Annotated in this window: 12 protein-coding genes; 1 reads left to right on the forward strand and 11 read right to left on the reverse strand. The window is 37.3% G+C overall.

Annotated elements, in window-relative coordinates; translation table 11 throughout:
- Positions 1-17: 17 nt before the first annotated feature.
- Positions 18-2,009, reverse strand: a complete 1,992-nt coding sequence (gene uvrB / locus LLS04_RS02490) for an excinuclease ABC subunit UvrB (protein ID WP_323611737.1) — start codon at positions 2,007-2,009, stop codon at positions 18-20.
- Positions 1,999-3,504, reverse strand: a complete 1,506-nt coding sequence (locus LLS04_RS02495; protein WP_323612130.1) for a S41 family peptidase — start codon at positions 3,502-3,504, stop codon at positions 1,999-2,001. The genes uvrB and LLS04_RS02495 overlap by 11 nt, the downstream gene beginning before the upstream one ends.
- Before the next feature lie 147 nt (positions 3,505-3,651).
- Between LLS04_RS02495 and LLS04_RS02500 the strand changes: the two genes are divergently transcribed.
- Positions 3,652-4,203: an LOG family protein gene (locus tag LLS04_RS02500; protein ID WP_323611738.1), complete on the forward strand. Its 552-nt coding sequence runs from the start codon at positions 3,652-3,654 to the stop codon at positions 4,201-4,203.
- A 54-nt stretch (positions 4,204-4,257) separates the two neighbouring features.
- Here LLS04_RS02500 and LLS04_RS02505 read toward each other — a convergent pair whose 3' ends face one another.
- The 9 genes from LLS04_RS02505 to LLS04_RS02545 form a co-directional block, all read right to left on the reverse strand.
- The gene (locus LLS04_RS02505; protein ID WP_323611739.1) at positions 4,258-5,733 is read right to left on the reverse strand and encodes a murein hydrolase activator EnvC family protein; all 1,476 of its coding nucleotides are present in this window, start codon (positions 5,731-5,733) and stop codon (positions 4,258-4,260) included.
- Positions 5,734-5,838: 105 nt separating this feature from the next.
- Complete coding sequence (locus LLS04_RS02510) at positions 5,839-7,143, reverse strand: murein hydrolase activator EnvC family protein (protein WP_323611740.1); 1,305 nt, start codon at positions 7,141-7,143, stop codon at positions 5,839-5,841.
- On the reverse strand, positions 7,140-8,045 hold the full coding sequence (gene ftsX, locus LLS04_RS02515) for a permease-like cell division protein FtsX (RefSeq protein ID WP_115355107.1): 906 nt from the start codon (positions 8,043-8,045) through the stop codon (positions 7,140-7,142). The genes LLS04_RS02510 and ftsX overlap by 4 nt, the downstream gene beginning before the upstream one ends.
- A complete protein-coding gene (gene ftsE, locus LLS04_RS02520; RefSeq protein WP_003774426.1) occupies positions 8,038-8,727 on the reverse strand; it encodes a cell division ATP-binding protein FtsE in 690 nt (229 codons plus the stop codon). Before ftsE ends, ftsX begins: the two co-directional genes overlap by 8 nt.
- Before the next feature lie 75 nt (positions 8,728-8,802).
- Positions 8,803-9,657: a YitT family protein gene (locus tag LLS04_RS02525; protein WP_003774425.1), complete on the reverse strand. Its 855-nt coding sequence runs from the start codon at positions 9,655-9,657 to the stop codon at positions 8,803-8,805.
- Position 9,658: 1 nt separating this feature from the next.
- Positions 9,659-10,763, reverse strand: a protein-coding gene (gene prfB, locus LLS04_RS02530; protein WP_323611741.1) for a peptide chain release factor 2 whose coding sequence is annotated in 2 segments (ribosomal slippage) — positions 9,659-10,690 and positions 10,692-10,763 — 1,104 coding nt in all. Because the reading frame shifts where the segments join, the coding sequence is not laid out codon by codon here.
- Between the two features lie 13 nt (positions 10,764-10,776).
- Positions 10,777-13,119, reverse strand: coding sequence for a preprotein translocase subunit SecA (secA, locus tag LLS04_RS02535; RefSeq protein WP_323611742.1), 2,343 nt, complete (start codon positions 13,117-13,119; stop codon positions 10,777-10,779).
- A gap of 87 nt (positions 13,120-13,206) precedes the next feature.
- Positions 13,207-13,404, reverse strand: a complete 198-nt coding sequence (locus LLS04_RS02540; RefSeq protein ID WP_003774419.1) for a cold-shock protein — start codon at positions 13,402-13,404, stop codon at positions 13,207-13,209.
- Positions 13,405-13,491: 87 nt separating this feature from the next.
- Positions 13,492-13,872 (reverse strand): phosphoribosyltransferase family protein, encoded by a 381-nt coding sequence (locus LLS04_RS02545; protein ID WP_323611743.1) that lies wholly within the window; start codon positions 13,870-13,872, stop codon positions 13,492-13,494.
- Positions 13,873-13,889 lie beyond the last annotated feature (17 nt).

Below are 13,889 nucleotides of genomic sequence, written 5' to 3' on the forward strand. Positions count from 1 at the left end.
GACCAAGTACCCTTGGTCTATAAACTTGCTTTCATCTCCATAACAATATCGCGGAGTTGAGCTGCTCTTTCAAAATCAAGAAGCGCTGCTGCTTCTCGCATTTCTTTTTCGAGGCGTTGGATAAGCTCATCCACAGCTTTTTTATCCTTACGTTTGCCTTTATTGTTACGAATACGATGTGTTAACGCTGCGGTTTCTTTACCTGCAATGACATCGCGTATTTCTTTTTTAATCGTTTGTGGTGTAATACCGTGTTTTTCATTATATGCAATTTGAATATCACGTCTTCGTTTTGTTTCTTCGATCGTCTTTTTCATCGAATCTGTGATTCGATCTGCATACATGATAACATGACCATTTGAATTTCGAGCTGCACGCCCTACAATTTGAACCAATGAACGGTATGAGCGGAGGAATCCCTCTTTATCGGCATCAAGAATCGCAATGAGACTAACCTCCGGAAGATCAAGACCCTCTCTTAAAAGGTTAATCCCCACCACGACATCATATTTACCTAAACGTAAATCTCTTAGGATTTCAATACGCTCAAGTGTCTTCGTTTCATGATGAAGATAGGCTACTTTAATACCTGTTTCTAAAAGGTAATTGGTTAAATCTTGAGCCATTTTAACGGTAAGAGTTGTAATTAAAACACGTTCATCACGTTCGCGACGCTCTAAAATTTGATCAATTAAGTCATCAACCTGACCCTGACTTTTTTTAATTTCGATTGTGGGATCTAAAAGACCCGTAGGGCGAATAATCTGCTCGACAACCTGATGATTTACCTTTTCAAGTTCATAATCACCGGGTGTCGCGGAAACATATATTGTTTGTTTTTGAACACTCGTAAATTCTTCGAAAGTCATTGGACGGTTATTCATTGCACTTGGCAATCGGAACCCATACTCTACAAGTGTGCGCTTACGAGACTGATCGCCATTATACATTCCTCTAACTTGAGGTAGTGAAACGTGAGACTCATCCACAACAAAGAGATAATCATCTGGGAAATAATCAAAGAGTGTGTAGGGTCTTTGATTAGGATCGCGACCGTCAATATGCATTGAGTAGTTTTCCACACCCGAACACATCCCAAATTCTCGTAAAGCCTCAAGATCGTACTCTGTACGTTGTTTAAGTCGTTGGTGTTCCACAAGTTTATTCTCAGATTCAAAATAAGCCAAACGCTCATGCAACTCAGCTTCGATTCGATGCGCTGCAGGACGAATTTGATCCATATCCCGAGCATACTGATTCGCAGGGAAAATATCGTACACTAAATACCCTTCGCGGACATTCCCTGTTATGCGATCCACTTCAACAATACGATCAATTTCATCACCGAAGAACTCAACACGTACTACAATATCATCACGATCACCACGAACCACTTCAATTACATCACCACGAACTCTAAATGTTCCCACACTCTGTTCCATATCATTACGGATGTATTGACGCTTTACAAGATCTCTCATCAAATCTTCTCGCGTTATTTCTTGACCAACACGCATTACATACAACATTTCTTTATAATAACTTGGATGCGCAGTTGCATAGATACTCGCCACCGATGCAACAATAATGGTATCACGACGTTGTAATACAGAGTTTTGGGCCGCATGGCGAAGCATATCCAACTCTTGATTAATCATCGAACTTTTTTCGATATAAGTATCTGAACCTGGTAGATAAGCTTCAGGTTGATAATAATCAAAGTTTGAGACAAAGTATTCTACACGATTATTTGGAAAAAATTCCTTAAACTCCGAATAGAGTTGACCTGCAAGGGTTTTATTATGTACAAAAACAAGCGTAGGTCTGTTTAACTTCGCAATCACTTGACTAACCGTGAAGGTTTTACCTGTTCCCGTAGCCCCTAAAAGAACTTGTTCCTTTTTTCCATCGAGAATCCCTTGAGTAAGTTCTGCGATTGCCTTAACCTGATCGCCTTTAGGATCAAATTTAGATACAAGTTCAAATTTATGTTCTTCTTTATTTGCCATTCTTCACAACCTCAATTGCTTTTTGTAACTGAACATCTCGAGCATTGCGATTACTAGACCATTCTGAAACTACAGAACTGTATAACTGTTCTTGGATACTATGATCAATTGTATCATTCGTTTCCAAATTTAGATCTGCTTTATATTTCATTAATGCTTCTGATGTTTTGGTATCATAATATCCATCGGTTCGACCGTTATGATATCCTAAAAATTTTAATGCATTTTGAGTGTAGACCACCGCCTCATGGACCGTATCTACATGAATTTCTTTAGAATCATCGAGCACTACAAAGTTTGTATAGAAAATTGCTGGAAGTTTCACTTCCACATCGGGCTTAATGCCTGTACCATGAATATTATTTCCTTTTGGAGAATTCCACTTTGCAATGGTAACTTTGAGCGCACTTTTATCACTGTATTCATGTTGTGTTTGCACTGTGCCTTTTCCGTATGAATTTACACCCACAACTTTAACACCACGATTTTCTTGAAGCGCAAGCGTTAGTACTTCCGAAGCACTTGCTGATTTTTCATTAATAAGTACGGCGATATCTTCGAATGGGTATTGATCTTTCTCACTATCTGATACTTTATAAACTTTTTCAGAATTGTTCATAAAATCTTCTTTATAGACAACTTCATCGTTATCGAAGAAAATACGCGCAATATCTTCAATGGCTTGTAGATACCCGCCACCGTTATCACGTAAATCAATCACTAACTTATCCACACCTTGTTCTAAAAATTCATCAAGATAGAGTTTGGTTGCATCCGCAAGATTTTTCCCAAATGAAGATATTTCGATATAGCCGACGCCATCACGAATTTCTCCCCATACAAGCGCATTAATTTTTCCACGCTTAATATCAAATTCTATCGGTTTTTGATCACGCAAGACTTCTACTTTAACCGGTGTTCCTTCTTTTCCCATGATTAATTCTTGAATCTTTTCACGATCGACGGTTTTTATTTCCACACCATCAACTTTAGAGAGAACATCTCCAGCTAAAAGTCCAGCCCCCTCTGCAGGTGACCCTTTAAATACACGTGTGATAATGTTGGCACCATTACCTGCGTAGTATTGAACACCGATACCATCAAAATTCATATTTATAGATTCATTTAAATTATTCATTTCTTCTTGAGTCATGTAAGAGGTATGTTGATCCCCATTCTTCTCAAGCATCCCTTTTATCGCATTATCAATCATTTCAGATTCTGGTTGTTCCATATCTGTTTTAAAGTACCAACTTGCGAGTAAATCACGATAGACACGTTCAAAACGCTCCACGCCGACATGTGCGTCCGTTGGGCCTGCAGCTAAATTTGAAATTTTATTAAATTGAGTACCAAGTAAAAATGCAACAATAATTACAATTACTATTTTAAAAGCCTTACGTCGTTTTTGTTGGTCTTTTGCTATTTCATCAGGCCATCGATGACGCTCGAGTTTTATACTTACTTTTTTATTTTTATCTTTCAATGAAATCACCTCAATATGGTTATAGTTTACCATAGTCTAAGCATCAAGCGTTAACATAGACTTTGGTAAAAGTAATCTAATATAATCCTAGCATAAGGGAATTAGAATTCAATGTTATAATATTAATAATCACAAATAAATCACGGAGGACAGATTATGAAACGAATTGCAGTTTTTTGCGGATCAAAAATGCCAGAATTACCAATTTATCGCGAGGAAGCTGTTAGACTCGCTAAATATTTTTCAAGTAACGATATTCAGCTTATTTATGGCGGTGCAAAGGTCGGAATTATGGGGCTTATTGCAGATACAATGCTCGATAACGGAGGCTATGTTATCGGTGTGATGCCAAGAGTTCTTGCGGCTAAAGAAATTCTCCATGAAGGAATCTCAGAAGCAATACTTGTAAAGGATATGCATGAGCGTAAAGCGACTATGATGGAGATGGCAGATGGATTTATCGCTTTTCCTGGCGGATGTGGCACGATGGAAGAAATCTTTGAAGTAATAACATGGAATCAGATTGGGATTCATCATAAACCCTATGGATTCTTAAATGTGGACCATTACTATGATGGTATTAAAATGTATCTAGATAATGCTGAACGTGTTGGTTTTTCAACTAAAGAACAGATTGACCACATTATTTTCGAATCGCGTTTTGATGATTTTATCCATAAAATGGAATCTCACTTTGCGAAGAAGTAATTGATATTTATCCCAAAATAAAACTGAGCTCAAGAGGCTCAGTTTTATTTTGTTTTAGTAAAGTCCTAGTGTGGATTGCGGATGTAAGCGACATGGTACACCATATCCTTGATCGCATCTTCGACCACCACTACTTGCGGAACCCGTTCCAAAGTTCATGGTACTGTTCTCAGCCCATAGACTCCAGGCATCATAAATGGATCCACCACCCATATTAATTGTTTCCACATGCAAATGAGGTCCTGTTGACGCTCCCGTATTCCCTGTTAATCCAAGGACTGAACCTGGATGAACAATCTGTCCTTCCGAAACGTATACAGCACTCAAGTGGGCAAATAAAATTCCGTAATTTTGACCGTTAACATGAACCAGGTAAGAGATATAGTTTCCATACCCTCCACCACAGTTCCAATTACCTTCAGAACACCCTGAATTTGTAGCAACAACCATTCCGGTTCCTACAGATCGAGCATTGTTACCGTAATAGACCTCTAAGTCTACACCCATATGAGGTGAACCCCATTCATAAGCCCAAACACTATTTCCAACACGATAAACTCCGGGGTCTAAAGGAAGTGAAAAACCACTGGTTGAACCACCACCTGTAGATCCACCACCTGTGGATCCCCCTCCTGTAGATCCCCCTCCACTCGATTCACCACCCGTAGAACCGTTTCCTGAAGATTCTCCCGATGACTCGCCACCATTTGAACCCTCTGAACCTGAATTATTATTGTTTTGTTCTTGTGCAAGTTCATTTGCGAGCTGTTCAGCTAATGCTTTAATTTGACTTTCATGATCCGCATTAACATATTTTATTTCATCAAGTTCATCTTGTAACTCTGCTTCTTGTTTTTGAAGTTCTTTTACAATTTCTTCAACATGTTTCTCATATATTTTTGCAGTTTCTTTTTGAAGTTCAATATCTTCTTTGTGGAGTTTAATTTCTTCACGTTCAACTTCTTGAAGTTTTTTATCTGCCTCAAGTTCAAGTTTAATCTTGTAAATTGATCGTACTAGTTCTTCATTATAACGTTTGATTGAACTTAACACTTCAAATCGTCGAACGATTTGCGAAAAATCCTCGCCAGTCATCATAAATTCGAAGTAACCATTAACACGCGTTGCGGATTGCGCATTAAGCATATAGGACTTAACCTTAACGTCAGTCTCCTCAATTTTTGCTTGGCGATCATCAATAGATTTTTGCAGTTGCACGATTTGTGCCTCTGAAACACGGATTTCTCCTTCAATTTCTTTGATTTTCGCATCTAGACTGGCAATTTGTTCTTTATATCCACTGAGATTTTTCATTTCCTCAGTTAAGTTTGCCTTAATATCCTTTTGAGATCCTTCAAGCGCACTTAATTTTTTCTTGTTTTCTTCAATTTGTGCGCGTCGTTCTTCTTGTTCTTTTGTCGTCTCTGATGACACAGCAAACACCGTTGTACTAAGAGCAGGTGTTAGCGTTCCACCAAGTACAAACAAGGCAAGAAATATACACAGTCCATTTTTGATTATTTTTTTCATACAATTACTCCTATTTCGTAATAGTGCAGAACTATGAACAAATCATAGACGAGTAGGATCCTAGGCAAAGAAAGTACAAACGTATATTTGTACTTTTTTCTATAATTAAATTCCTAATGTTTGACGTGGATAAAGTCGGCATGGTACACCATAGCCTTGATCACAACGCCGACCACCATAAGAGGCCGGTCCTGTTCCAAATTGAGGGTCACCATTCCAGCGATTCCAAGCATCTAGAACTGTTCCAGGTCCCATGTCAATGGTCTCAACATGAAGATGTGGTCCAGTTGAAGCACCTGTGTTTCCAGAATATCCAATTAGACTTCCAGCGGAAACAACTTGATTTCGTGATACAGATACGCTCGATAGATGGGCCACAAGAATACCGTAGTTATGTCCCCCTACATTTACAATATAGGAAATGTAGTTTCCATATCCACCACCACAACTCCAGTTACCTGGATAACAGCCTGAATTGGTTGAAACAACAAGTCCATTACCAACCGCAAATACTGATGTACCCTGATTAACACCTAAGTCGACTCCAGCATGAGCACTGCCACCATATTCGGCAGGATAATGCCAAACATCAGCCGTTACATCAAATGAGCCTGAAGGAAGTGGTAATGTAAACCCATTACCGCCTGTTCCAGGAGTAGATGGAATTTGCATTTGTTTAATCTTTTCTTCATCCGCTTTATTCTTATCATTGATGCTTGCGATTTGTTCCTGAGCTTCTTTTTCTTTTTGGTGAAGTTCAGAAATAACAGCACGAACTCGCTCTTCAAGAAGTTTCGCTTCTTCTTTTTGAAGTTCTGAAGCTTCTTTACGAAGTACAATTGCTTGTTTTTCTTCTTCTTGTTTTGCTTTATCCGCTTCTAACTCTGCTTTAATTTCATTCATTTCACGAATTAAATCTTCATTATAACGCTTGATTGCTCCCATACCTTCAAGACGACGAACCATCTCGGCAAAGTCTGCAGCTCCCATTACAAATTCGAAATATCCATTAACACGAGTAGAGGATTGGGCATTGACCATATATCCCTTAACCTTTTCTTCGGTTTCTTTAATCTTTTTTGCTCTTTCTTCAATACTTGCTTGAAGACGTTTAATTTCTTCCTCAGAAGTTGCGATTGCAGTCTTCATAGACTCAATTTCAGCTTCAAGATTTTTAATTTGTTGGCGATAATCATCCAACTTTGCGACTTCTTCAGAAAGTTGTTCTTTAATATTAGCCTGTTTCGACTTTTGTGCAATGAGTTCCTTCTCACGTTCTACAATTGAATTTTCTAGTGATTCAATATCTTCAGCATAAATTGGAACCGTAACAAAAACGGGTGCCAACACCCCAGCAAGCATCAATACAACTACTAATATGATTATAACATTTCTGAAAATTTTTTTCATCGTGACCACCTTAAGAATTTACCCACTGAGAAGAGACTTCCCAATGCTCCTACAACGATTCCAATTAAAGCGAGAATCCCTGAGATTTGTAGTGATAATGGATAGACCGCAACCAATTTAAACATTTGCGATATTAGAATACCGCCTGTTGCTTGATATAAGTATTGATATCCAAATATCGATATAACAATTGGAATTATTGCTCCCAATAATCCAATTACCATCCCCTCGATGATAAACGGCCAACGGATGTACCAATTGGTTGCTCCGACCGTTCTCATAATACTAATTTCACGACGACGTGAATGAATTGATACACGAATCGTATTTGAAATTAAAAATACTGCAATCACAGCAAGTGTGACTACGATAATAAATCCAACATTCCGAACTTGTTCAAGCATACCAAGGAAATCAGTCGTTCCACTTCCACCGTAACTTGTTTTGTATACACCTTCGATTTTTGCAATTTTATTTGATAAATCTTTAATTTCATCACCTGATTTTGCATTGATCAAAAAGGCATTTAACATCGGATTGTTTTCACCACGATACCCACCATAAAGGCTTTCTGCATCTTCTGAATCATTAGCTCTAATAAATGCATCCAGTTCATTTTCTTTTGAAGAGAACTTAACATCTAAAACTTCAGGTAATTGTTCAATCTGTTTTTGAATCTCATTAATCTGTGACTTTTCTTCAAAATCATTTGAAATCTGAGCATGAATTTGAACACTTTGCTCCATTGATCTTGTGATTGTACTAATATTTACACTTAAAAATAGAAATATAGACATTAATAACAGTGTCACAGTAACTGATGAAATACTTGATAGTGATAATGCAAAGTGTCGTGTAACACCTGTAATACCATCTTTGATATGACGCCAGACTCTACCCATGGTTGATATATCCTCCCGCAGTCAAATCAGCCACTAAGTGACCTTCATCTAAAGCAATTGTACGTTTTTTATTTTTATTAACAATTTCAACATCGTGTGTGACCATTACGACTGTTGTTGCTTCTTCTTGATTAATACGTTCTAATAAATGAATAATTTCCGTGGATTTATCCGGATCAAGATTTCCTGTAGGCTCATCACAAATTAAAACCTTAGGTCTATTTGCAATAGCTCGGCCAATCGCAACACGTTGTTGTTGACCTCCTGATAATTCATTTGGATACGCATTTGCTTTTTCAGTTAAATCAACAAGTCTTAAAACTTCTCGTACGCGCTTACGCAATTCAACGCGTGGCGTGTTTACAACTTCAAGTGCAAAAGCAATATTTTCAAATACTGTTTTACGTTCTAATAATTTAAAGTCCTGAAATACTACTCCGATATGTCGTCGATACAACGGCACTTTCGAGTGTTTTAATTTACCTACATTAAATTTCCCAACTTTTACGGTTCCTTTAGTAGGTATTTCTTCACCATTTAAAAGACGAATCATCGTTGATTTTCCTGAACCTGTTGGTCCAATAATATAAACAAATTCGCCTTGTTCAATTCCAAGATTAATATTATAGAGCGCGTTAACACCGTTTTTATACTGTTTTGATACATTTTCGAAATATAACATCGATCAACTCACTCCTTTTATCATGTGTTATTATACCACACCGTTTATGACCTTAATGTGAAAAAGTATGGTAGGCTATGTGATTGAAGCCTTCATAAAACCTTTTCCATGAACTTCTGTTGCATCTGACACGATCAAAAATGCATTTGGGTCAACCTCTTTAACAAGACGTTCGAGTTCAACATATTGGTCTTTCATTAATACTGTTAAAATAATTTCTCGAGATTCATTTGTATAGCCACCTGTTGCAGGAATACGTGTTGATCCCCGATCAATCATAGTATGAATTCGATTTAAAACTTCATTAACCTCATTTGTTATGATAAACACTTGTTTAGCTTGTTCACCAGAAATCATCTGAATCTTATCAATCGCTATTGCTGAGGTAAATATTGATAAAAATCCAATTAAAACATTATTTAAGCCATAACTTTTAAGTCCCAAAAGAACTGTAATGGTATCAATGAGTGCAATCCATACAGAAACCTTGATTCCTGTATATTTCGATAGAATTAATGGTGGAATATCCATACCACCAGTACTTGCGCCCGTTCTAAATGTTAATCCTAATCCAACTCCCATGAGTGCTCCTCCAAAAATAGAGGCAAGAATTGGGTCTACTTCTGGAGCATAACCAACAGATGATAGAATATTAATTAACAGCGGGGATAATATTGTGCTCGCTAGCGTTTTAATCGCAAATCGCTTACCTAAGAAAACCAACCCTAATAAAAACGACGATGCATATATAATATTAATCATCAATTCTTTTTCAATCCCTAAAAAAGGGTAAAGCGCAACGGATACTCCCGATACGCCCCCAGAAAGAATATTATTGGGTAGTATAAAAAACGTTACTGCTACCGCGAGTACAAAGTTTCCTAGAAGTAAAAATAGCAAGTCGCTTAAATGTTCTTTTATACGATCCATTCTATACTCCTACATTCATTTTCAAAAATGCTTCAATAAAATCATCAATGTCACCATCTAATACGTCACCATATTGGCTTGTTTCAAATTTAGTGCGATGATCTTTAACCATTGTATAAGGGTGAGCTACATAAGAACGAATTTGAGAACCCCATTCGATTAACTTATGTTCACCTTTTATTGCTGCAAGCTGTGCTTGCTTTTCTTCGATTTCTCGTTGGTACAACTTGCTTTTCAGCATCATTAATGCTTCTTCTCTATTTTGAAGTTGACTTCTTCCTGCTTGACAAGTTACTACGATACCTGTTTTTTTGTGTGTTATCCGTACTGCAGAGTCTGTCTTATTAACATGTTGACCCCCAGCACCGGTAGCACGCATCGTATCGACATCGATGTCTTCCGGTAAAATGGTAATTTCAATACTGTTGTCAAATTCAGGTGCTACATCTACAGATGCAAAGGAAGTGTGACGTCGTCCAGATGAATCGAAAGGACTGATTCTAACAAGACGATGAACACCTTTTTCTGCTTTTAAATAACCGTAGGCAAACATACCCGATACTGAAAAAGAAACAGATTTTAATCCGGCCTCGTCACCATCAAGATAGTTAAGAACACTGATTTTAAAACCATGATCTTGCGCCCATCGTGTGTACATACGATAAAGCATTTCTGCGAAATCTTGGCTCTCTGTTCCTCCGGCACCCGGATGAATTTCAACAATTGCATTTTTTTGATCATAATCATGACTAAGAAGTACAAGTACTGAGAAAGATTCCATTTCTTTTTGGATTTCTTTAACTTCTACTTCTAGTGAGTTCTGAAACTCCTCATCCGCTTCTTCTTTTAATAAAAGAATACTGTCAGAGCATGACATCAATCGTTCGAGTAAATCGTTATGTGTTTCAACGACTTTTTTTAATTGATTCAGCTTTTGAATGTGTTGTGAACTGTGTCTATGGTCATCCCAAAAACCGTCTTCAACCATTTCTGATTCGAGTTCTTTGATTTTAGCTTCTTTTTGAGCTAAGTCAAAGTGAATCACCAAGTGCTTTCAAATCAGATGTTGTTGAGTCAACAATCTGTGCTATTTCAAATAATTCCATCGTATCACCCTATCTATTGTCTGTATTCAATCTTTACATTTACACAGAACATAACAATGTCTTGTGCAATTTGTCCTAACATTTCTTCGAACATTTCAAATCCTTCAGTCACATACGCTTGAAGTGGTTTATCTTGAGCATATGAGCGCAAATGAATTCCTTCTCGTAATTTACTCATAGCATCAATATGATCGACCCATGAGCGATCAATCATGTTGAGCACAACTTCTTTTTCAACACGTGCAAACTGATCTTGTACATCTGTAATTTTAATTTCATATTTTTCCCAAGCTGCATCTGTAATAATTGTTTGAATTTCTTCTTGAGATGCATTATCTAGAGACGCTTGATCAAATGAGTCATCGATTAAGCCCAGCTTATCCAACGCTTCTATAAGTCCTTCTTTATCAATTGAGAAATCTCTTGATTCTAGATTTGTATATGATGCGATTGTATCTGAAACAACTCGCTTATACATCTCTTTAATGATTCCATGGACATCTTCGTTTTCCAATACATAATCGCGTTGTTCATAAATGATTTCACGTTGTTGACGTAACACATCATCGTAATCAAGAAGTGTTTTACGAATATCAAAGTTCACTCCTTCAACGCGGCGTTGAGCAGCACTAATTTGTTTTGTTATTACTTTATTTTCAATTGCTACATCACCAAGTTGGCTATAAACATTTTCAAAACGTTCACTACCATGACGTAACATTAAATCATCTTCAAATGAAACGAAGAAACGTGACATCCCTGGGTCTCCTTGACGACCTGAACGTCCACGGAGCTGGTTATCAATACGACGTGACTCATGGCGTTCACTACCTAGAACCGCAAGTCCTCCAAGAGCTCTTGATTCTTCATCAAGTTTAATATCAGTACCACGCCCAGCCATGTTGGTCGCGATTGTTACAGAACCTTTACGTCCTGCCTTCTCAATAATTTGAGCTTCACGAGCATGGTTTTTCGCATTTAATACTTCATGTTTAATCTTGCGTTGCTTCATCATCATACTTAAGTATTCTGATGTTTCAACCGCAACAGTACCTACAAGAACTGGTTGGCCTTTTTCGTTGAGTTCACGAACAGTTTCAATAAGTGCTTCAAATTTTGCCTTACGTGTACCATAAACGAGGTCTGGTAAATCTTCACGTGCGATTGGACGGTTTGTCGGAACTTCCAGAACGCGCATGTTATAGATTTCTAAGAATTCTTCTTCTTCAGTTTTCGCAGTACCGGTCATCCCGGATAGTTTATTATATAGTCTAAAGAAATTTTGGTAAGTAACTGTTGCCAGTGTAACCGTTTCTTGTTTAATTGTTACGCCTTCTTTAGCACATAAAGCTTGGTGTAGTCCGTCAGAATACTCACGACCTTCCATCAATCGTCCTGTGAATTGGTCAACAATAACAACTTCGTTATTTTGTACTACATACTCGATATCATTAAGCATAATGTAGTTAGCTTTTAATGCATTATTAATGTGATGAACCAAAGAGGTATTGTCAAGATCATATAGATTATCTACTTTGAAAGTGCGCTCAGCTTTTTCAACACCTGCTTCTGTGAGTTGAACAGTTTTTGACTTCACATCAATAACATAGTCTGAACCTTCGCTTAATTTTTTTGCGAATTTATCCGATGATTCATACAATTTAGCACCATCACGCGCTCCACCTGAAATAATTAATGGTGTACGTGACTCATCAATCAGAATCGAGTCAACCTCATCAACAAGTGCATAGTTTAAAGGACGCAATACACGTTGTTCAACCTTAGTAACCATGTTGTCTCGAAGATAGTCAAAACCAACTTCTGAGTTTGTTGTATATGTAATATCACATTCATATACTTCGCGTTTACCTGAAGGTGATAAAGCACGTACGTTTATACCGACTGTAAGTCCTAAGAAACGATGGATTTCTCCCATCCATTCCGCATCACGTTGAGCAAGATACTCATTAACTGTAATAACATGAACTCCCTTACCCTCTAATGCATTAAGGTAAGTAGGCATGATTGCTGTTAATGTTTTACCTTCTCCAGTCTTCATTTCCGCGATATCACCGCGGTGAAGAATTATAGCCCCCATAAGCTGAACAACATATGGGAATTCACCAATAACTCGGTAAGCTGCCTCACGCGAAACAGCATAAGCCTCCACAAGAAGATCATCTAAAGTTTCCCCTTGAGCAATACGGTTTTTAAATTCATTAGTTTTTTCTTTTAACGCTTCATCAGATAGAGCACGCGTCTCTTCTGCCAACGCATCAATTTCATGTGCAATTTTTTCAATTTCATTTAAAATCTTACGATCGCCACTAAAAAGATTACTTAAAAATCCAGCCATAATTCAAGCCTCCATTCCTTGATATTGTAACACATAACGAATTCAGAATACATAACTAAAAAAGTTGGCATAACCAACTTTTCTACTCTAGATTCTCACAATATTATGTGCTTGCAAACCACGCTCAGATTCCACAAGTTCAAATTCAACTTCAGTACCCTCTTCAATGGTTTTAAATCCTTCCATAATCAGATGAGTATAATGAAAAAATATGTCTTGTCCATCCTCTGCTGTGATGAAACCAAATCCTTTGTTTTTGTTAAATGTTTTAACTTTCCCCTTCATTGTATAGACCCTTTCTAAGCATATTTATATACTTTTAATTTCAATAAAATTATACGATAGAGGTACTTAAAAGGCAAGTGAAATCGCTTACTTAAGGTTTGTGAGGGTACCCGCTAAGCACAGTGCTTCGATATGATCCACAAAAGGTTTGATTTGATCGGCTATAGCTTCTAAAGTATTTCCAGTTGTCACAATATCATCAATAATTAAAATCTTCGTTGTTTTTTTTTGAGGTAATTTCTCGAGTGCAATATGATCGCGTATTTTACGACGGTCTTTTGAGTTACAGAGAGCCTGTTTAATCGGAGCATTACTCACAAGATTGATACCGCTGTGTTTAAGCCCTAGTTTATCTACTAAAACATCTAAATGATTGGGCTTACTACTATTAGTTGTATTAGATGGGGCGATAACATATTCGTAACGGGAATAATGGAATCGAATCCAAAAACGATGATACTCAAACAAATATTTTTTGAGATGGT

Origin of the sequence: Erysipelothrix enhydrae (assembly GCF_035066605.1) — a bacterium.
Lineage (GTDB): Bacteria > Bacillota_I > Bacilli_A > Erysipelotrichales > Erysipelotrichaceae > Erysipelothrix > Erysipelothrix amsterdamensis.